The 20,061-nt window shown below is 69.9% G+C and carries 17 protein-coding genes; 9 read left to right on the top strand and 8 right to left on the bottom strand.

Features of this window, described 5'->3' with window-relative positions:
* Nucleotides 1-262: 262 nt before the first annotated feature.
* Nucleotides 263-1,552 (top strand): MFS transporter, encoded by a 1,290-nt coding sequence (locus ACFXI3_RS03815; protein WP_344283792.1) that lies wholly within the window; start codon nucleotides 263-265, stop codon nucleotides 1,550-1,552.
* Nucleotides 1,553-1,609: 57 nt separating this feature from the next.
* Entirely contained in the window at nucleotides 1,610-3,328 is a 1,719-nt protein-coding gene (gene argS / locus ACFXI3_RS03810; RefSeq protein WP_378397860.1) for an arginine--tRNA ligase, read from the top strand.
* Between the two features lies 1 nt (nucleotide 3,329).
* On the opposite strand, the gene ACFXI3_RS03805 is transcribed toward argS, so the two are convergent.
* Entirely contained in the window at nucleotides 3,330-3,956 is a 627-nt protein-coding gene (locus tag ACFXI3_RS03805; protein WP_344283787.1) for a TetR/AcrR family transcriptional regulator, read from the bottom strand.
* 115 nt (nucleotides 3,957-4,071) lie between these two features.
* Between ACFXI3_RS03805 and ACFXI3_RS03800 the strand changes: the two genes are divergently transcribed.
* From ACFXI3_RS03800 to ACFXI3_RS03780, 5 genes are read left to right on the top strand one after another with little or no spacing between them, the layout of a single operon-like run.
* On the top strand, nucleotides 4,072-4,866 hold the full coding sequence (locus ACFXI3_RS03800) for an enoyl-CoA hydratase-related protein (protein ID WP_344283784.1): 795 nt from the start codon (nucleotides 4,072-4,074) through the stop codon (nucleotides 4,864-4,866).
* Between the two features lie 2 nt (nucleotides 4,867-4,868).
* Complete coding sequence (locus ACFXI3_RS03795) at nucleotides 4,869-6,014, top strand: acyl-CoA dehydrogenase family protein (RefSeq protein WP_344283781.1); 1,146 nt, start codon at nucleotides 4,869-4,871, stop codon at nucleotides 6,012-6,014.
* A gap of 12 nt (nucleotides 6,015-6,026) precedes the next feature.
* On the top strand, nucleotides 6,027-6,761 hold the full coding sequence (locus ACFXI3_RS03790; RefSeq protein WP_378397858.1) for an SDR family NAD(P)-dependent oxidoreductase: 735 nt from the start codon (nucleotides 6,027-6,029) through the stop codon (nucleotides 6,759-6,761).
* Nucleotides 6,762-6,774: 13 nt separating this feature from the next.
* The gene (locus ACFXI3_RS03785) at nucleotides 6,775-8,400 is read left to right on the top strand and encodes an AMP-binding protein (RefSeq protein WP_378397856.1); all 1,626 of its coding nucleotides are present in this window, start codon (nucleotides 6,775-6,777) and stop codon (nucleotides 8,398-8,400) included.
* 28 nt (nucleotides 8,401-8,428) lie between these two features.
* Entirely contained in the window at nucleotides 8,429-8,905 is a 477-nt protein-coding gene (locus tag ACFXI3_RS03780; RefSeq protein ID WP_378397855.1) for a hypothetical protein, read from the top strand.
* 2 nt (nucleotides 8,906-8,907) lie between these two features.
* Here ACFXI3_RS03780 and ACFXI3_RS03775 read toward each other — a convergent pair whose 3' ends face one another.
* Nucleotides 8,908-10,155 (bottom strand): FAD-dependent oxidoreductase, encoded by a 1,248-nt coding sequence (locus tag ACFXI3_RS03775; protein ID WP_378397853.1) that lies wholly within the window; start codon nucleotides 10,153-10,155, stop codon nucleotides 8,908-8,910.
* A gap of 95 nt (nucleotides 10,156-10,250) precedes the next feature.
* Here ACFXI3_RS03775 and ACFXI3_RS03770 point away from each other — a divergent pair, with 95 nt between their 5' ends.
* Nucleotides 10,251-10,871 (top strand): TetR/AcrR family transcriptional regulator, encoded by a 621-nt coding sequence (locus tag ACFXI3_RS03770; protein ID WP_378397852.1) that lies wholly within the window; start codon nucleotides 10,251-10,253, stop codon nucleotides 10,869-10,871.
* Between the two features lie 7 nt (nucleotides 10,872-10,878).
* On the opposite strand, the gene ACFXI3_RS03765 is transcribed toward ACFXI3_RS03770, so the two are convergent.
* Nucleotides 10,879-11,202 (bottom strand): transcriptional regulator, encoded by a 324-nt coding sequence (locus tag ACFXI3_RS03765; protein ID WP_344283768.1) that lies wholly within the window; start codon nucleotides 11,200-11,202, stop codon nucleotides 10,879-10,881.
* Nucleotides 11,203-11,298: 96 nt separating this feature from the next.
* Here ACFXI3_RS03765 and ACFXI3_RS03760 point away from each other — a divergent pair, with 96 nt between their 5' ends.
* Entirely contained in the window at nucleotides 11,299-12,738 is a 1,440-nt protein-coding gene (locus ACFXI3_RS03760) for an MFS transporter (RefSeq protein ID WP_378397851.1), read from the top strand.
* Between the two features lie 5 nt (nucleotides 12,739-12,743).
* On the opposite strand, the gene proB is transcribed toward ACFXI3_RS03760, so the two are convergent.
* The 5 genes from proB to ACFXI3_RS03735 form a co-directional block, all read right to left on the bottom strand.
* Nucleotides 12,744-13,850, bottom strand: a complete 1,107-nt coding sequence (proB, locus tag ACFXI3_RS03755) for a glutamate 5-kinase (protein WP_344283762.1) — start codon at nucleotides 13,848-13,850, stop codon at nucleotides 12,744-12,746.
* A complete protein-coding gene (obgE, locus tag ACFXI3_RS03750) occupies nucleotides 13,847-15,370 on the bottom strand; it encodes a GTPase ObgE (RefSeq protein ID WP_344283759.1) in 1,524 nt (507 codons plus the stop codon). Before obgE ends, proB begins: the two co-directional genes overlap by 4 nt.
* 124 nt (nucleotides 15,371-15,494) lie before the next feature.
* The gene (rpmA, locus tag ACFXI3_RS03745) at nucleotides 15,495-15,752 is read right to left on the bottom strand and encodes a 50S ribosomal protein L27 (RefSeq protein ID WP_344283755.1); all 258 of its coding nucleotides are present in this window, start codon (nucleotides 15,750-15,752) and stop codon (nucleotides 15,495-15,497) included.
* A gap of 48 nt (nucleotides 15,753-15,800) precedes the next feature.
* Nucleotides 15,801-16,115 (bottom strand): 50S ribosomal protein L21, encoded by a 315-nt coding sequence (rplU, locus tag ACFXI3_RS03740; RefSeq protein WP_009081084.1) that lies wholly within the window; start codon nucleotides 16,113-16,115, stop codon nucleotides 15,801-15,803.
* Nucleotides 16,116-16,276: 161 nt separating this feature from the next.
* On the bottom strand, nucleotides 16,277-19,558 hold the full coding sequence (locus tag ACFXI3_RS03735) for a translation initiation factor IF-2 N-terminal domain-containing protein (protein WP_378397849.1): 3,282 nt from the start codon (nucleotides 19,556-19,558) through the stop codon (nucleotides 16,277-16,279).
* Nucleotides 19,559-20,061 lie beyond the last annotated feature (503 nt).

Raw genomic sequence — 20,061 nt, 5'->3', positions numbered from 1 at the left:
GGCTCAGCCGGAGCAGCCTGCGCCGCTGCGTCGCCACGCAGTCTGGGCAGGGCGGGCCAGCGCCCGCGCCTCCTCGCGTGGCTACCGTCCGCATCGCCACCCGCGCCCCCATGATCCCCCTGCGGCAAAAGCATTCCCGCATCACAGACCGCAGTGGGACAAGCACCAACCGCCATCATGGGGCGAGATCTACCGATCTCCGGGCATTTCTGGCAAAGTCCCGTTCCACTCGGCGGACGTGCGGACGTGTGGAGGTTGCCCGATGGCCGGTCCTACGACCGAAGGCGTCGCCCGGCATCGGTTGCCGGTGCGGAAGTTGTTCGCTGCCAGTGCGGGCAATGCGCTCGAGTGGTTCGACTGGACGATCTACGCGACCTTCAGCATCTACTTCGCCGGCGCGTTCTTCCCTCCCGGCAACGAAACGCTCGCGCTGATCAACACCTTCGCCACCTACGCGCTCGCGTTCTTCTTCCGGCCGCTCGGCGGCGTGCTCCTCGGGCGCTTCGCCGACGTGCACGGGCGCAAGCCCGCCATGTTGCTCACCATTTCGCTGATGGCGGGCGGGTCGGTCGCGATCGGCGTGCTTCCGACGTTCGCGCAGGTCGGGTGGCTGGCTCCGATTCTCCTGCTGCTCGCGCGCATCGCGCAGGGGCTTTCGCTCGGCGGCGAGGTTTCCAACGCTTCCGCGTACCTCGGCGAGGTCGCGCCCAAGGAGCGGCGCGGTCGGTACTCCTCCTTCTTCTACATCTCCACCGGGTCCGCGGTGCTCATCGCGACGGTGCTCGGGTTCGTGCTCGCCCGCACGATGGACAAGGCGCACCTCACCTCGTTCGGCTGGCGGATTCCGTTCCTGCTCGGCGGCGTGCTCGGGCTGGTCGGGCTGTGGCTGCGGCGCAGTCTCGAAGAAACCGAGCTGTACCACGAGAAAAAGGAGAGCGCGCGGCAAGTGAAACGGCCGTTGCTCACCACGGTCACCCAGCATCCGCGGGCGGTCGGGCAGCTCATCGGGTTCTCGATGCTCTCGACGCTTTGCTACTACACCTTCTTCAGCGCCCTCACCTCCTTCGCGGTCAAGGGACGCGGCGCGAACGACGTCGACACCTTCCTCGCGCTTTCCATCGCGACCGCCCTCTTCGTCGTCCTCCAGTACCCGATGGGTGCGCTCGCCGACCGGCACGGGCGGCGGCCTCAGTTGCTGGTCTGGTCCGGGGCCACCGCGCTCGTGATCGTGCCTCTCTCCTACCTCGTGCGGCCCGGGTTCGGGAATCTGCTCATCGTGTTCTGCGTCGGCCTCGCGCTCTACACCGCGATGACCTCGCTGGCGCCGGCGATCATGAGCGAGCTCTTTCCCACCGAACTGCGCGGGCTGGGCATCGGCGCTTGGTACAACCTGACCGTCGCCGTGTTCGGCGGGACCGCGCCGCTCGTGCTCAGCGCGCTTTCCGCGGCGGGCGCTGCCACTGCCTTCTTCTGGTATGTCGCCGTCGCGGCGGCGATCGCGTTCTTCGTGATCCTCCGGATGCCCGAAACGAAGGGCAGCGAACTGCGGTAAACCCGCTAGCGCGCGGTCGGTAGGCTTCACCGATCGACTACGCGAAGGAGGGACACCGTGCGCAAGCCCGAGGTTAGTGAGGAACTGGCCCGACGCGTGGTGGCCTCGCTCCGCCGCGCGTTCGACGTCGACCTCGACCCGTCCGCGGCGCTCATCGCGGTGTCCACTCGCGACGGTGTCGACTACCAGTGCAACCTGGCGATGAGCCTCGGCAAACGGCTCGGCAAGCCGCCGCGCGAGGTCGCGGCCGGGATCGTCGAGAACCTGGAGCTGGACGGTGTCGCCGACCAGCCGGAGATCGCCGGGCCCGGGTTTCTGAACTTCGTGTTGCGCCGCGAATGGCTTGAGCAGCGCGTGGCCGAGCAAGCGAAAGACGACCGGCTCGGGGTTGCCGAGGCCGAGCAGCCGCGCCGGGTCGCGCTCGACTACAGCAGTCCCAACGTGGCCAAGGAAATGCACGTCGGGCACGTGCGCTCCACGGTGATCGGCGACGCGATCAGCAGGCTGCTGCGCTTCGTCGGGCACGAGGTGCTGCCGCACAACCATCTCGGCGACTGGGGCACGCCGTTCGGCATGCTGATCGAACACCACCTGGACGAACCGTCCGGGGATCGCAGCGACCTCAACGCGTTCTACCAGGCCGCACGCCGGAAGTTCGACGCCGACGAGGCCTTCGCGACCCGTTCCCGCGAGCGCGTCGTGAAGCTCCAGAGCGGCGACGCGGACACGCTCGCCTTCTGGCAGGAACTCGTCGATGAGTCGACAAGGCACTTCAACGCGGCCTACCGCCAGCTCGGCATCACGCTCACCGACGACGACATCTACGGCGAAAGCTTCTACAACCCGTACCTGGGCGAGGTCGTCGACGAACTCGAAGCCGACGGGCTCACCGAGCTCAGCGACGGCGCGGTGTGCGTGTTCCCCGAAGGCTTCACCAACCGCGAAGGCGACCGGCTCCCGCTGATCGTCCGCAAGCGCGACGGCGGCTACGGCTACGCGGCCACCGACCTCGCCACCATCCGGTACTGGACCGCCGAACGCGGGGCGACCGATCTGCTGTACGTCGTCGGCACCCCGCAGGCGCAGCACTTCGCGATGATCTTCGCGGTGGCCCGTGCGGCGGGCTGGCTCGAAGGCGTGCACGCCGAGCACATCGGGTTCGGCTCGATCCTCGGCGCGGACGGCAAGGTGATGCGCACCCGCGCCGGCGAGACGATCAAGCTCGCCAGCCTGCTCGACGAAGCAGTGGCGCAGGCCGCGGAAGTCGTTGCGGAGCGCAGTAAACTGAGCAAGGAAGAGCAGCGGGAAGTCGCGCGCGCAGTCGGTATCGGAGCGGTCAAGTACGCCGACCTTTCCAGCGACCGCGAACGCGACTACGTGTTCGACTGGGACCGCATGCTCGCCAAGGACGGCAATACGTCCGTCTACCTGCAGTACGCGCACGCACGGATCGAGTCGATCCTCGCCAAGGCGGGCGAAACCGACGATAACGCGCCCGTCCTTCTTCAAAAACCAGAGGAACGCACGCTCGCGCTGACGCTGCTGCGGTTCAGCGAAGCGATCAGTGCGGCGACGTCCGCGTACGCGCCGCACAAGCTCTGTACGTACCTGTACGACACCGCGGTCACGTTCTCGCGCTTCTACGAGGAGTGCCCGGTGCTGACCGCGGAAACCCCGGAGCTGCGCGCTTCGCGGGTACAGCTGGCCACGCTCACGTCGCGCACGCTCGTGCAGGGCTTGGCGTTGCTCGGCATCGAAGCCCCGCGACGCCTCTAAATCAGGGTCCGATGTGGACGAGCGCCATCAACGTGTCGGCGACCTCGTCCACCGCTTTTCCCCGTGCGGCGGACGGCAATTCACCGCACCACGTCGGCGCCTGGCTCATCGCTGCGTGCATGCACTGCAGCACGGTGTCGACGCTGGTGACGGTGAACTCGCCGCTCGTCAGGCCTTCTTCGACCAGCGCGCGGAACAGCGCGTCGTGGCGGAGGCGGAGTTCCTTGATGCGTTCGCGTTGCGCGCTCGGCCATTCGCGCGGCATCAGGAACAGCCGCAGCGCCGCCGGATAGTCGTTGACCGCGATCGTGACGTGCTCGTGGATCAACGCGCGCAGGCGGTCTCCCGGCGTGCCCTCGGTGCGGTCGAGCAGTTGCTCCAGCCGCGCCGTCCACTCGTCGCCGAGCGTCTCGATCGCCGCCGTGCCTAGCTCGTCTTTGCTGGAAAAGTAGTAGTACAGCGAACCCTTCGTGACGTCGAGGCGCTCGGCGACATGCTCCAGGCTCACCGCGTCGTAGCCGCGCTCGCCGAACAACTCGGCCGCCGCCGTCAGGATTTCCTGGATCCGCTTGCCCCGTTTGCGCTGCACGCGCTCGGACGGCGGTTTCACCCCGTTCACCGCGCCCATCTCGCTCCTCCGTGTTCTCCGCTGCCCCGAAAGCCTACCGGTTGACCGCAAGTTCAACTCTTGACTTGAGAGTCAAATTTTGTCACCGTGGTCAGACGACAGACGGGAGCGGACGATGGAGTTCGAGGACATCCGGTACGAAATCGACGGCCCGGCCGCGGTCGTCACGATCGACCGGCCGGAGCGCTACAACGCCTTTCGCGGGAAGACGGTCGACGAGCTGATCAAGGCGTTCCGCCTGGCCTGGGCGGACAAGCAGGTGCAGGCGGTGATCCTCACCGGTGCCGGCGAGAAGGCGTTCTGCACCGGCGGCGACGTCAAACAGCGTGCGGAGACCGGCGACTACGGTCCGACCGAGAGCGGCATGTTCGAGATCGGCAACCTGCACAAGCTCATCCGCGACATCCCGAAGCCGGTGATCGCCGCGGTCAACGGCGTCGCGGTCGGCGGCGGGCACGTGCTGCACGTCCTGTGCGACGTCACGATCGCCAGCGAGACCGCGCGGTTCGGCCAGGCCGGTCCGCGGGTCGGGTCGTTCGACGCCGGGTTCGGCTCGGCGTATCTCGCGCGGGTCGTCGGCGAGAAGAAGGCGCGCGAGATCTGGTTCTTCTGCCGCCAGTACGACGCGGCCGAGGCGGAGCGGATGGGCCTGGTCAACGCCGTCGTCCCGGCGGGCGAACTGCTCAAGACCGCCAAGGCGTGGGCTGACGACGCTGCCGCACTAAGCCCGACCGCACTGCGTTTTCTCAAGCAGTCCTTCAACGCGGACACCGACCACCAGGCCGGACTGTCCAATTTGGCCATGTCCGCGCTCGACCTGTTCACCGCCTCGCCGGAGGGCTTGGAAGGTGCGCAAGCGTTTGCGGAGAAGCGCAAGCCGGACTTCGTCTCGCACGTGAACTGGCACTGACCATGGACTTCACGTTCACCGACGACGAGGACGCCTACCGGAACGAGCTGCGCCGGTTCGCGACGAAAGTCCTTGCGCCGCATTACCAATCCGACGACAAGGCGGCGAAGCTGCGGCCCCAGCTCGTCGCGGACCTGGCGTCGATGGGCCTGACCGGCCTGCGCATCCCGGAACGCCACGGCGGCCAGGAGGCCAGCGCGGTCGTCGCCGGGATGGCCGCCGAGGAGGTCGCGCGCGGCGACTTCAACGCCGCCTATCTGATCATCGTCAGCGCGCTGGTCAGCGACATCCTCACCCGGAACGCGACCGAACAGCAGCAGGCCGCGTGGCTGCCGCCGATCGCGTCCGGCGAGGTCGTACCCGCGTTCTGCATCACCGAACCCGGGCACGGCACCGACGCCGCGAAGCTGGAGATGAAGGCCGAACCGGACGGTGACGGCTGGCGGCTCACCGGCGAGAAAACCTCGATCACGCTGGGGATGTCCGCCGACGTCGCGCTCGTGCTCGCCCGCACCGGCGGCCCCGGCGCGCGCGGGGTCAGCGCGTTCTGGGTCGAACTGGACGACGCCTACGTCTCGCGGGCGGCGTTCGACGATCTCGGCAGCCGGGCCATCGGACGCGCGTCACTGCACTTCGACGGGCTGCCCGTCGCCAAGGAAGCGTTGGTCGGCGGCGAGGGCCAAGGGTTCGTCTCCGTGATGCAGGGTTTCGACTATTCGCGCGCGATCATCGGGCTCGCTTGCCTTGGCGCGGCGCAGGTTTCGCTCGACGAGGCGCTGCAGTGGTCCCGCGACCGCGAGGCGTTCGGCAGTCCGATCGGCACCTTCCAAGGCGTCGCGTTCCCGCTCGCCGAGCAGGCGACGTACCTGCGCGGTGCCCGGCACGTCTGTTACGAAGCGTTGTGGCGCAAGGACAACGACGTCGAGCACAGCACCGAGGCGGCGATGGCGAAGTTCTGGGCACCGAAGCTCGCCGCGGAGACCATTCACCAGTGTCTGCTGACGTTCGGGCACCTCGGCTACTCCAGCGAAAGCCCGGTCGGGCAGCGGCTTCGTGACGTGATCGGCCTCGAAATCGGCGACGGCACCGCGCAGGTGTCGAAGCTCGTCATCGCGCGCAACCTGCTCGGCCGCGCCTACGCCCCCTAGAGGAGAACACGCATGCTCAAGGACAAAGTCATCATCGTCACCGGTGCGGGTCAAGGCATCGGCCGTGGCATCGCCGAGAAGCTGGCCGCCGAGGGTGCGACCGTCGTGGTCAGCGACATCAACGAGACCACCGCGAAGGAGACCGCGGCCGCGATCGGCGGGGTCGGCGTCAAGACCGACGTCACCTCCCCCGAATCCGTCGCTGCCGCGGTCGAGCAGGTCCGCGCGCAGTTCGGCCGGATCGACGTGCTGGTCAACAACGCCGGCTGGGACAAGGCGGGCCCGTTCATCGAGTCCGCCCGTGCCGACTGGGACCGCGTCGTGCAGATCAATCTCTACGGCGTGCTCAACACCTGCCGCGAGGTCTTGCCGGTGATGGCCGAACAGGGCTTCGGCTCAGTGGTCAACATCGCGTCCGACGCCGGCCGCGTCGGTTCGTCGGGCGAGGCGGTGTACTCGGCGGCGAAGGGCGGCATCATCGCGTTCACGAAGTCGATCGCCCGGGAATTGGCGCGCAGCAAGGTAAACGCCAACGTCGTGTGCCCCGGACCCGCCGACACCGAACTGTTCGCCTCGCTCGGCGGCGACAACCCGAAACTGCGCGAAGCACTGACGAAAGCCATCCCGTTCCGGCGGCTCGCGCAGCCGTCCGACATCGCGAACGTGGTCGCCTTCCTGGCCTCCGACGAGGCCGCCTATGTCACCGGCCAGACCGTCAGCGTCAGCGGCGGCCTCACCATGAGCTGACCCGGAGCCCGCCATGCCGTTCGCGACGATCCTCAACGACGAGACGATCGAGGCCCACACCCGCGCCGGGTACTGGGTGAACCGCACCATCACCGACTACCTCGACGACGCCGCGGCGGCCACGCCGGACAAGACCGCGTTCGTCGATTCGCAGCGCAGCATCACCTTCGGCCAGCTCAAACATGAGGTCGACCGGTGTGCACGAGGGCTGATGGAACTGGGCGTCCGGCCTGGCGACGTCGTGTCGTTCCAGCTGCCGAACCGGATCGAGTGGATCGTCGTGCACTACGCGGCGAGCCGGATCGGCGCGGTCAGCAATCCGCTGATTCCGATCTACCGGGACCGCGAGGTCGGCTTCATGGTGGCGCTCGCGAAGTCGAAAGTCCTGGTGGTGCCGCAGGAATTCCGCGGTTTCGACTATCCGGCGATGGCGCGGCGGCTCCGTCCGCAGTGGCCGGATCTCGAGCACGTGCTGGTGGTCGGGTCGTCCTGGGACGAGTTCGCCGCGACGCCTTGGGAGCAGCGGCGGGAACTGCCGTCGTGGCGGCCCGATCCCAACGACGTCACGCTGCTGATTTTCACCTCCGGCACCACCGGCGAGCCCAAGGGCGTGATGCACACGCACAACACCGCGATCGCCGCGAACAACCCGCTCCCGGATCGGCTCGGCATCACCTCCGACAGCGTCCTGCACATGGCGTCGACACTCGCGCACCTCACCGGTTTCCTTTACGGCGCAAGGCTCGGCGTGCAGAACGGCGCGACCTGCGTGCTGCAAGACGTGTGGGATGCGGCGCGGTTCGTGGAACTGGTCGCCGAGCACGGCATCACCTACACCTCCGCCGCCACTCCGTTCCTGCACGACCTGTTGTCCGCGCCGAACCTCGCCGAGCACGATCTCCATTCCCTGCAACGGTTCTGTTGCATGGGCGCGCCGATCCCCCGGGCGCTCGTGCGGCAAGCACGACAGAAATTGCCCGGTCTTGTCGTGCTCGGCGGCTGGGGCCAGAGCGAGGACGCGCTGGTCACGCTCGGCATCCCGGGCGATCCGGACGACAAGCTGATCGACACCGACGGCTATCCCTGGCCGGGCATGCGGATCCGGGTTGTCGACCCCGACGGAACCGAATTGCCTCCGGGCGCCGAAGGCCGGCTGCAGGTCGCCGGGCCGTTCCTGTTCGTCGGCTACGCGGAACGGCTTGAGCTGGCTCGCGAGAGCTTCACCGGCGATTGGTTCGACACCGGCGATCTCGCGGCCATCGACGCCGACGGCTACCTCCGCATCGCGGGCCGGACCAAGGACGTGATCATCCGCGGCGGAGAGAACATCCCGGTCGCGTACGTGGAGAACGTCCTTTACGAACACCCGGACGTCGAAGCGGTCGCCGTGGTCGCGGTCCCCGATCCGCGGCTGCAGGAACGCGCCTGCGCCTGCCTCGTGCTCAAGCCTGGCGTCGACCTGGATCTCGAAAAGCTGCGCGGTTTTCTCGCCGGGAAGGGCGTCGCCAAGCAGTACTGGCCGGAGCGCGTGGAGCTGTTTCCGGAACTCCCCCGGACCGCCAGCGGCAAAATCCAGAAGTTCCAGCTCCGGTCGCTGGTGGAACAGGAGAACGGGACCGGTCCCCGGCCGATTCAGTAGCTTCGGGCGCGAGAGAGGGGAGAATCTCGTGTCCCGCGACGATCCCGACTTCGCCCGCGCCCTCGCGCTGGTCGACGAGGCGCTGTCCCGGCTGCGCCGCCCGATCCGCCGCGAACGACGGCGGCTGCGCTGGGAGCAGTGGCGCAAGCGCCCGTACTACCGTTTCGAACCGGACGGCAGGAAACCACAGCTCGTGCACCTGGCCGGACTCCGCGTCACTCCATTGTGGACGACCGTCGGCACCGGGGTCTCCGACGTCGACGTGCGCTACCCGGTGACCGCGCGCCGCCGGTTCACGATCGGGTGGCGCTGGCTCGTGCGGCACGACTACGACGAGTTCCGCGTGCCGATCTCGCTGGTCGCCGACGCGAGCGGCCAAGCAGTGCTGATCGCGCCGGGCGGCCGGACGTTCACCGCGGACGAGACCGGCTGGCACGCCCTGGCCGCTCTCCTGTACACGGAGTACGCGATGCCGCCCGGCGGACGCTGGTACGGCGCGGGCTGACCTCAGCGGGCTCGCAGCTTCCGCCGCAACGAGAGACCCACCCCCATGGCGGCCATCGAAGCGCGCATCGCCCCGCGGCTGAACCGGCTGTCAGTCACGAACTGATCTGCGCTGCGGAGCGAACCGCGCACTTGCGGGTACGCGTACTTCCGCATCTGCCGTTCGTAGCCGGCCACCGCGGCTGTCACATCGCCGCCTCGGGAAAGGTTGCGGCACAACACTTGCGCGTCGCGGAGGGCGATGTTCGCGCCGATGCCGCGGAACGGCGTCATGCTGTGCACGGCGTCGCCGAGCAAGGTGACCGGACCGGTCTCCCACTCGCGAACCGGCACCGACGTGCGGATCGGCAGCATGGCCACCGTGGCGTCCAGCGAGTCCCGCACCACCCGGCTGAACGACGGATGCCAGTCGCGGATCCGGTCCAGCACCACCGAACGCAGCTCCGGCACGGCCAGCTCGGCGAGGTCCGCCGGGAAGTGCGCCGCCTTCGCGCCATAGGACCACATCACGTAGCTGCTGGTGTTGTCGAACAGCACCGGGTCGACGGTCGCGGACTCGTCGTTCTCCGAAGCCGCCGAAAACTCGTGCGGCGCGGTGAACATCCCGCAGCCGGGGGGCGGCAGCACGAACGTCGGGGCCGTCGCCAGCCGGTTCGGGATCAGCGCGCGAGACTCGGCGGTCAGCGGGAATTTGCCGATGACGGTGCGGATTCCGGTGTCCACCCGCTTCGCGTGCGGCAACAGCTGGGCGCGGACTCGGGAGTTCGCGCCGTCCGCGCCGACCACCAGATCCGCTTCGGCGGTGGTGCCGTCGGCGAAGTGCAGACCGACGCCCTTGGCATCGGTCTCGTACCGCACGAATTCCTTGTCGTACCAGAGGACTTCTTCCAGCCCGGACGACAGCACCTGGTGCATCGAGATCCGGCTGGCCGAATGGTGCGCGGCAGCCGGGTCGGAGCCGGGCGGCGGGTCGAGGACCGCCAGCTCGCGCATCTGCTCGGTGACGAAGCCGAACGTTCCCTTGCTCACCCCGGTGGTGGCCAGGAACCGCTCCCACGCGGCCGGCGGAAGGCACTCGTGCAGCGCCGCGGAGCCCATCGGCGCGATGTGCACCCGGTAGCCCTGCAGCCGATCGGCCCGGGTGCGGCTGCGCTCGTAGACCGCCACCTGGAATCCGGCTCGCACCAGGCCGTGCGCCAGGCACAACCCGCCGGTGCCGCCGCCCACTACCGCCACCTTGATCTTGTTCACGGTCGCTCCCCTCTCGGTTGCCTGCGACTATAATTATCCACACGGATGATTGTGTCAACCTTCAGGATGATTAACCCGTCGGTTAGGCTGCCCGGGTGTCCGAGACCACCCCGCGCCGCGCGCCGCGCCCCGGTGAGCGCCAGCGCGATCCCGAACGCACGAAGGCCCGCATTTTCGAGGCGGCGAAGGCCGAATTCGGGAGCAAGGGATACGCGGCCGCGCGGGTCAGCGACATCGCACAGCGCGCGGGCGTGAACAAGCAGCTGATCTCGTACTACTTCGGCGGCAAGGAAGGCCTGTACGCCGAGGTCGCGAGCGAACCGTTCGCCGGGTTCGCCGCGATGACCACGACCGACCGGCCGCTCGCGGACGTGCTCGAGGACTTCGCCAAGGGCGGCCTCGCCGACCAGGACCAGGCGCGGCTGTTCCTGCGGGAGAACATGGCCGAGGGCGCGCCGAACGAGGCGGGGGCCGAGTCGCAGCGCGAGTTTCTGCGGGGGCAGCTCGCGTACATGCGGGCGCGGCAGGAAGCGGGCGACTTCCCGGCCGACGTGGACCCGAAGACGTTCCTGCTGATGCTGATGGCGGCGGCCAGCGCGCCGATGTCGCTTCCCCGGATCGCGGAGGCGCTGACCGGGGAGGATCCGTCGTCAGAATCCTTTGTGGAGTATTACGCGGAGCAGCTGGCTCGCGTGGCCCGGCATCTCGCGGGCTGAACGAAGCTCAGGCGGGCGAGTCGAGGACCGCGTCCAGGAGGCCGGGAAACCGCGCCTGCAGTTCAGCCCTTCGCAGCGTGAGGATCCGCTGCGAACCTTGCACCCGAGCGTGCAGGATTCCCGCCTCGCGCAACACTTTCTGATGATGCGAGAACGTCGAGCGGCTCATTTCCAGCCCGGCGTCGGCCTGCAGCCGGGTGCAGTCGGACTCGCCTAGCCGAGCCAGCGCGCGCACCGTGGCGAGCCGCCCTTCGTCGCCGAGCGCGGCCAGCACCCTGGCCAGCCGCAGTTCGCTCGCGTCCGGATGCAGTCCGTCGGTCGTCGCCGTCACGAGCCGAGCCTATCCCGAGCCTTCCGCTATGTCGAACTTTCTTGTAATGTTCGAAATTCTTCGAACACATCGAAGATTATCGAACAAGGGGGTCTCATGGTTGCGTCCGACCGCCGGCCGCTGCTGCTGCCGGTCGTCCTCGCGGCGATGTTCATGTACGGCTTCGACCTGAACGTCGTCAACGTCGCTGTCCCGTCGCTGCACCGCGACCTGAACGCCGGGCAGGCCGCGCTGGAGCTGGTCGTCGGCGGGTACGCGTTCGCTTACGCCGCGGGGCTGGTGACCGGAGGCCGCCTCGGCGATCTGTTCGGCTACCGGCGGATGTTCCTGTCCGGCATGGGCGCGTTCACCGTGGCGTCCGTGCTGTGCGGGATCGCGCAGTCCCCCGGCCAACTGGTCGGGGCCCGGCTGCTGCAGGGCCTGACCGCGGCGATGATGGTGCCGCAGATCCTGGCCGTGATCACGAGCAGTTTTCCCGCGCCGGAACGGCCCAAAGCGCTGGCCTGGTTCGGGGTGACCGCCGCGGTCAGCGGGGTCTTCGGGCAGGTGCTGGGCGGAGTGCTGCTGAGCGCCGACGTGTTCGGCCTCGGCTGGCGGGTGATCTTCCTGCTCAACGCGCCGGTCGGCATCGCTGTGCTGCTGCTGGCGGCGCAAGTCCTGCCCCGCGCCGCGACCGCCCGGACCGCGGGCCTCGATCCGATCGGCGTCCTCGGCGTGTCCGGTTCGCTGGCGCTCGCGCTCATCCCCTTGGTGCTGGGCCGGGGCGCGGGCTGGCCGTGGTGGTGCTGGGCGATGCTGGCGCTGTCCGTCCCGGCGGCGCTGCTGATCGTGTCCTACGAACGACGGCTGCTCGCCCGCGGCGGAGCCCCGCTGCTCGACCTGTCCTTGTTCCGGGTGCGCAGTTTCCGCGCCGGGCTGGCGATCAGCGTGGCGTTCATGGCGTCCTTCGCCGGCAGCATCTTCGTCGTCAGCCTCTTGCTGCAGAACGGGCTCGGGCTGGGGCCGTTCCAGGCGGGGCTGACGTTCGCGCCGATGGCGCTCGCCGGGGTCGTCGCGCCGTTCGCCGGCAAACGGCTGATCGCCGCGCACGGCCCGGCCAAGGCGATCCTGCTCGGCTGCGCCGCCGATCTGGCCGCCATGCTCGGACTCGCCATCGCGCTGAACCTCCGAGGCGGCGGGGTCGAAAGCTGGTGGCTGGCGATCGTCCTTGCCTTGCTGGGGCTGGGAAACAGCCTGATCCTGCCCGCGCTGATCGGCACCGCACTGTCCGAAGTGGACCCTCGGCAAGCGGGCATCGCCTCCGGAACGCTCAACACCACGCAGCAGTTCGCCGGTTCGGCCGGGCTCGCGGTCATCGGCACGATCTTCTTCGCGGTGCTGGGAGATCGTCCGGCAGGCGCGGCCGAGTACGCATCCGCGGCCGAAGCAGCGGCCTGGATCTGCGTCGTTCTGGTCGCCGCGATGGCGGCGCTCACTGCCTTGCTGAGCCGACGTCGCAATGCGCCGGACCGCGAGCCCGCGGCGGCGCGAAGCTGAACGGACTAACGGCGCAGCGGGACGAGGTCGTCCGCGTGCACGACCTCCCGGCGGTACTCCACCGGAACCTCGTGGCTCGACCGCCCGATCAACGCGGGCAACTCCCCCGCGTCGAATCCGACCACCCCGCGCGCCACCGGCACGTCCGCGGAATCCACCAGATCCACGACATCCCCGGCCTCGAAATCCCCATCCAAACCGGTGATCCCCGCTGCCAGCAGCGAACGGCGGCGCAGGATCGCCCGCACCGCGCCGTCGTCCAAGCGGAGGCGGCCGGAGGTGTCGGCGGCGTAGCCGAGCCAGAAGCGGCGGGCGGACAGCCGGGTGTCGGCGGGCGCGAAAGCGGTGCCGACGTTGGCGGCGCGCAACGCGTCTCCGGCGTCGGCGGCAGCGGCCAGCAGCACCGGGATTCCGGCGCCGGCCGCGGTGCGCGCGGCGGAAAGCTTCGAGACCATGCCGCCGGTGCCCAGGCCCGAGGACGACATTCCGACCGCGATGCCCTCCACATCGGACTCGCCGCGCACCTCGGTGATCTTGCGCGTCGCGCCGTCGCGCGGGTCGCCGTCGTACAGACCGTCCACATCGGACAGCAGAACCAGCGCGTCGGCGCCGACAAGGTGCGCCACCAAAGCGGCTAGCCGGTCGTTGTCGCCGAAGCGGATCTCTTGCGTGGCAACGGTGTCGTTCTCGTTCACGACCGGCACCGCGCCGAGCGCGAGCAGCCGGGAAAACGTGCGTTGCGCGTTCCGATAGTGCGAGCGGCGGACGACGTCGTCCGAGGTGAGCAGCACCTGGCCGACGGTCAGCGAGTAGCGGCCGAACGATTCCGCGTACGCGTGCGCCAGCGCCAGCTGTCCGACACTCGCCGCGGCCTGCTGCGTAGCCAGGTCGCCCGGGCGCTTGCCCAGCTTCAACGGCGCGAGCCCGGCGCCGATCGCGCCCGAGGACACGAGCACGATCTGCGCGTCGCGCGACACTCGGTCCGCGATGGCGTCGACCAGTGCGTCGAGACGAGCGACGTCGAGCCCGCTGCCCGCGGTGGTCAGCGCCGAGGAACCGACCTTGACGACCAGCCGGCGGGCATCCGCGATCTCTTGCCGCGTGCCGCTCACCGGTCGCGCTCCGCCTGCTCCTCGTCGTCCCACACGCCGTCCAGTTCGGAGTCGACCGACGGGGTGGTTTCCTCTTCGACCAGCTCTTCGTCCTCGCCGGTGCCGTCGCGGCGGATCCGGCGGGCTTCCTTGCGCTCGGACGCGCCGACGCGGTCGGTGCGCTCCAGCCGGACGTCCGTGCCGCGGCCTGAAAGGTGCACCGCCACGCCCGGCGTGGAGGGCTGCCATTCGAACTGGATGTCGCCGATGGTGACCGGGCTGCCCGGCCGGGCGCCGTTCTTCGCCAGCGCCTCCTCGACACCGAGCCGGTTGAGCCGGTCCGCGAGGTAGCCGACGGCCTCGTCGTTGGCGAAGTTCGTCTGCCGGATCCAGCGTTCTGGGCGCGAACCGCGGACGATGAACCCGCCCTCTTCCTCCGGATCGCGTTCGACGGTGAATCCGCTGTCGTCGATCGCGAGCGGGTGCAGCACGATCTTCTCCGGCTCCAGCACCGGCTGCGCCTCGCGGTAGGCCTCGACGACCTCCGCCAGCGCGAAGCTCAGCTCCTTCAAGCCCTTGCGCGACGCGGTGGACACCTCGAACACGCGCAGCCCGCGAGCCTCCAGCTCGGGCCGCACGAACTCGGCCAGCTCGGCCGCTTCCGGGATGTCGATCTTGTTCAGCACCACCACGCGCGGGCGTTCCTCGAGCTTGCCGCCCAGCCCCGGCGTGTAGCGGGCCAGCTCCTCCTCGAGAGCGTCCACATCGGACAGCGGATCGCGGCCCGGCTCCAGCGTCGCGCAGTCGACCACGTGCACCAGCACGGCGCAGCGTTCGATGTGGCGCAGGAAGTCCAGGCCGAGGCCGCGGCCCTCGGACGCGCCCGGGATCAGGCCCGGCACGTCGGCCATGGTGAACACCGACGATCCGGCGGTGATGACGCCGAGGTTCGGCACGAGCGTGGTGAACGGGTAGTCGGCGATCTTCGGCTTCGCCGCGGACAGCACGGAGATCAGCGACGACTTGCCCGCGGACGGGAAGCCGAGCAGGCCGACGTCGGCGACCGAACGCAGCTCCAGCACGAGGTTGCGGCTCTCGCCCGGCTCGCCGAGCAGCGCGAACCCGGGCGCCTTGCGGGCCTTCGACGACAACGCGGCGTTGCCGAGCCCGCCGCGCCCGCCCTGCGCGGCGATGAACCGGGTGCCGGGATTCGTGAGGTCGGCGACGAGCTCGCCGTCCTCGGTGAACACCACGGTGCCCGGCGGGACCTTCATCTCCAGGCCCTCGCCTTGGGCACCGTTGCGGTTGCTGCCCATGCCCATCTTGCCGTTGCCGGCGCGGGCGTGCGGGCGGAAGTGGAAGTCGAGGAGGGTGTGCACGTTGGCGTCGACGATGAGGGTGACGTCACCGCCGTTGCCGCCGTTGCCGCCGTCCGGGCCGCCGAGCGGCTTGAACTTCTCGCGGTGCACCGAGGCACAGCCGTTTCCCCCGTCCCCGGCGGTCAGATGGATGACCGCGCGGTCCACGAACCGGGACGCCATGGGTTTGCCTCACTTCACGTGCGATGGTGCGAAAAGGGATCCGGACAAAACAAACGAGGGGTGGCACCGGAGATATTCCGGTCCCACCCCTCGTTCGAAGGTTATTGCTCGCCGAGACCGAAGATCAGACCTCGGACGGGACGATGTTGACCGTCTTGCGGCCGCGCTTCGAGCCGAACTCGACCGCACCGGCGGCGAGCGCGAACAGCGTGTCGTCGCCGCCACGGCCGACGTTCACGCCGGGGTGGAACTTGGTGCCCCGCTGGCGGATCAGGATCTCGCCCGCGTTCACCTCCTGGCCGCCGAAGCGCTTCACACCCAGTCGCTGGGCGTTCGAATCACGACCGTTGCGGGAGCTGGACGCACCCTTCTTGTGAGCCATCGCTCAAGCCCCTTCCAGGAAAAGTTTCAGTCTCGAAAGTTCGAAGAACTACTTGGAGATGCCGGTGACCTCGACGCGGGTCAGCTTCTGCCGGTGACCCTGGCGCTTGTGGTAGCCGGTCTTGTTCTTGAACTTGTGGATCCGGATCTTCGGACCCTTGGTCTGCTCGACGACCTTGCCGGTGACCGAGACCTTCGCCAACGCGTCGGCGTCCGTGGTGACCTCGCCACCGTCCACGAACAGCACGGCGGGGAAGGTGTGCTCGGTGCCCGGCTCGCCCTCGAGCTTCTCGACCTCGACGACGTCGCCAACGGCAACCTTGTACTGCTTGCCGCCGGTCTTGACGATCGCGTACGCCGACACGGATGTCTCCTGCATTACTCGACAATGGGTTAGGGGGCTGGCGCGGCCGGCCCGCCCGAAGACGGTCCAGGTGCTCGCGCAGCAACTCATGCTTGCGATGAGCCGTACTACAGGTTACGGGAGGCCCCGGGCGCTGCTGCACCCGGGGTACCCGTGGTGGATCAACTCTGGTCCGAAGCCTTCACCGGCGGCCCTGCCGGACGCGAAGCGGCGCGGCGCGGACGCCGCCGGGTGCTCCGCACGGCCGGGGCCGGGACGTCGACCTCGGGTTCTTCTCCCGCGTCCGCCTCGGCGGCCGCGGGCTGCTTGGTTTCCGGCTCCGGCGCGGCCTGGCCCGCCGCGGGCTCCGGCTGCTTCGGCTCCTGGACGGCGGCCGGGGCCTCCGTCTTGGCCTCGGCCTTCTCCGGCTTCTCGGCCGCGGTGTCCTGCTCGGACGGCTTGACCGGGTCCTGCGCCTTCGCCTCGGCGGTGTCCGCCGAGCCTTCCGGACCGTGGTGCTCGTGCTTCGCCTTCGACGCGTTGGCCATCGCCTGCACCGCCGACACCACGGACTCGCGCTGCACCGGGGTCGGAGCCGGGGCGGCCTGCTCGGCCTTCGGCTCGTGGTGCTGCTGCTCTTCGCCCTTGCCGCGGCCCCGGGAGCGCCGGGAGCTCTTGGTGTCGCCGCCGCCGTGGCTGTGGCCGTTGTTGCCGTTGTGCCCGTTGCCGCCGTTGCCTCCGCCGCCGGTGCGCTGCGGTTCGGTGGACACGACGACGCCGCGGCCCTTGCAGTGCTCGCACGGCGTGGAGAACGCCTCGAGCAGCCCGGTGCCGATCTTCTTGCGCGTCATCTGCACGAGGCCCAGCGACGTGACCTCGGCCACCTGGTGGCGCGTGCGGTCGCGGCCGAGGCATTCGGTGAGCCGCCGCAGCACCAGCTCGCGGTTGGACTCGAGCACCATGTCGATGAAGTCGATGACGATGATGCCGCCGATGTCCCGCAGCCGGAGCTGGCGGACGATCTCCTCCGCCGACTCCAGGTTGTTGCGGGTCACCGTCTCCTCGAGGTTGCCGCCCGAGCCGGTGAACTTGCCGGTGTTGACGTCGATGACGGTCATCGCCTCGGTGCGGTCGATGACCAGGTAGCCGCCCGAAGGCAGCCAGACCTTGCGGTCGAGCGCCTTGGTGATCTGCTCGTCGATCCGGTGGTCGGCGAACGCGTCGCCGGTGCCGGTGTAGCGCTTGAGCCGGTCGGCCAGGTCGGGCGCGACGTGCTGCACGTAGCCGTGGATGGTGTCCCACGCCGTCGAACCCTGGATCTCCAGCTTCGCGAAGTCCTCGGTGAACAGGTCGCGCACGACCTTCACCAGCAGGTCCGGCTCCTCGTACAGCATGGTCGGGGCGCCGCCCTTCTTGGCGGACCCGGCCGAGGCCTTCTCCTTGATGACGTCCCACTGCGCCTTGAGCCGCTGGACGTCCCGGTCGAGCTCCTCCTCGCTGATGCCCTCCGAGGCGGTGCGGATGATGACGCCCGCGTCCTCCGGGACGATCCGCTTGAGGATGTCCTTGAGCCTGCGCCGCTCGTTCTCCGGCAGCTTGCGGGAGATGCCGGTGGCCCCGCCCGCGGGGACGTAGACGAGGAAACGGCCGGGCAGCGAGATCTGCGTGGTCAGCCGGGCGCCCTTGTGCCCGACCGGGTCCTTGGTGACCTGCACCAGCACGCTGTCGCCGGTGGACAGCGCCTGCTCGATCTTGCGCGCCTTGCCTTCCAGGCCGGCGGCGTCCCAGTCGACCTCGCCCGCGTAGAGCACCGCGTTGCGGCCGCGGCCGATGTCGATGAACGCGGCCTCCATGCTGGGCAGCACGTTCTGGACGCGTCCGAGGTAGACGTTGCCGACGATCGAGCCGGTGCCCGACGAGGTCACGAAGTGCTCGACCAGCACGCCGTCCTCGAGCACGCCGATCTGCGTTGACTCGCCCTTCTCGGCGACGACCATGGTGCGCTCGACCGATTCGCGGCGGGCCAGGAACTCGGCCTCGGACAGGATCGGGGCGCGGCGGCGGCCCGCCTCGCGGCCGTCGCGGCGGCGCTGGCGCTTGGCCTCGAGCCGCGTGGAGCCGCGGACACTGCGCACCTCGTCGCGCGCCGGGCGCTCGGTCTCGGCGGCCTTGGCCTGGCGGACGTGCGTGACGGTGTTCGGCGGGTCGTCTCCGCCGGTGGCCTCGGCCCCGTCGTCGTCCCCGCCCTTGCGGCGGCGGCGACGGCGGCGGCGCTTGCTGCCGCCGTCGGACTCGGCGTCGTCGTCGGACTCCGCCTCGGCTTCGCCCGCCTCGTCCGGCTTCTCGGTCTTGTCCTTGGAGTCTTTGGAGTCTTTGCCGTCCTTGGCGTCTTTCGCGTCCTTGGCCGGCTGGTCGTCGGAGGTTTCGTCCTCGTTCTCGGACTGAGCCTCGTCGCCGCCCTTGCCCCGGCCGCGGCCGCGGCGGCCGCGACGGCGCCGGCGACGGCCGTTCGCGTCGTCGCCGTCCTCGTCGGAACGCTCGTCGCGGGCCTCGTCGGAGGTTTCTTCCTCGGCGGTGTCGGCGGCGCGCTCGGCCCGTCCGGGACGCTCCGGACGCTCGGCCTGCGCGGGAGCCTCGCCGACGCCGAACACCGGCTCGGGCTTGCTGCGCGTCTGCTGCGCGGGCTCGGGCGGCAGGAAGACCGGCGACGGCGCGGCGAACACCGGCACGTGCACGGGGCCGCGGGCCGGGGTGGCCTGCTCGGTTTCCTCCTGGCCGGCCGGGATCGCGGGCGCGACGGCCCGGCGGGCGCGACGGGTGCGGCTGCGGGCAGGCTTCTCGCTCTCTTGAGCGGACTCCTGCTCGGTTTCCGCGGCGGCAGTCTCGGCGGAGAACGGGCGGGCCGACCAGCTCGCCGGGGCGGCGGTCCCCTGGTCCGCGGCGGTTTCCGACGCGGCAGCGCGCTGCGCCGCGCCGGTCTCCGGGGAAGAGCCCTGTGCCGGGGCGGACTCCGCAGCGGCGGTTCCGGCGGAGGCGACGTCCTGCGCGGCGGCGGCTTCGGGGGCGGCCTCGCCGTCCTGTGCTCCGGCCGTCGCCTGGCCGTTGGCCTGCTCGACGGCTTCGGTTCCGGCGGCGCTCGGGGCCTGCTCGGCGTCGCTCCCGGCGACGGCCGCGGCGGTGGCTTCCTGGGCGGCCTCGGCGGTGGCGTCGCCGGACTCGGCGGCGGTCTCCGCGTCGAGGATCACCGCCACGCGGTGCGCGACCTCCTTGGTCACGCTCGACTGGGCGCTGCGGGGGCTTTCCCCCAGCTCGGCGAGCTTGCCGAGCAGGTCGCGGCTGCTCAGGCCGAGCAGCTTGGCCAGCGCGTGCACGCGGATGCGCGGCGGCAGCTCGCCCAGCCTGCTGGTCGTGGGTGCGACGGTATTCCCGCCGGTCTGATCGGCGGGTGTGTCCGCGTTCGACATATGTCTCCTCCGCCCCCGGGCGCGTCAGCCGGTTCGCACCGGTGGTGACGCGGCCGCGCAGGGGCCCTTTCTGTTCCGTGCCCGCCGTGGTGGTGACCAGCGGCGGGAATCCTGCTGGCAGCCGTGCGGTCCGCCGGGTCGGCGGCCGCTCGGTTCCTGGTCTGCTCGGCGGGGTGCCGGCCTGCTCGCGACCCCCGGGCCACCCGCCACGACATCGACCTTGGCCCGGCCTCCCGGGGGCGACGCGCGTGGTGCCGGTCCGGCACTCCTCCGGGCCGCTCACGACGCGGGCGGGATGCCCGTCGGCGCAGCGGCCAACGCGAGTATCCCACACCCGGGGGGACACCCGGTGTAGTCGGTGTCCCCCGGCAGGCGCCCGGGCGTGCCGCGATCATGCACTCGGGCGAACTTCCGCGCTTCGCTTGTCGCGCCGGGCCAGGGGTGGTTAGCGTGCGGGCTCGGGCGCTCGCGCGGGCGCCCGGCATAGCCCCGCGCGCGGTGGG

The organism is Amycolatopsis sp. NPDC059235, from assembly GCF_042754125.1.
Lineage (GTDB): Bacteria > Actinomycetota > Actinomycetes > Mycobacteriales > Pseudonocardiaceae > Amycolatopsis > Amycolatopsis albidoflava.
Note: the sequence above shows the minus strand (reverse complement) of the source record. Positions and strands in the feature narration are given on the sequence as shown.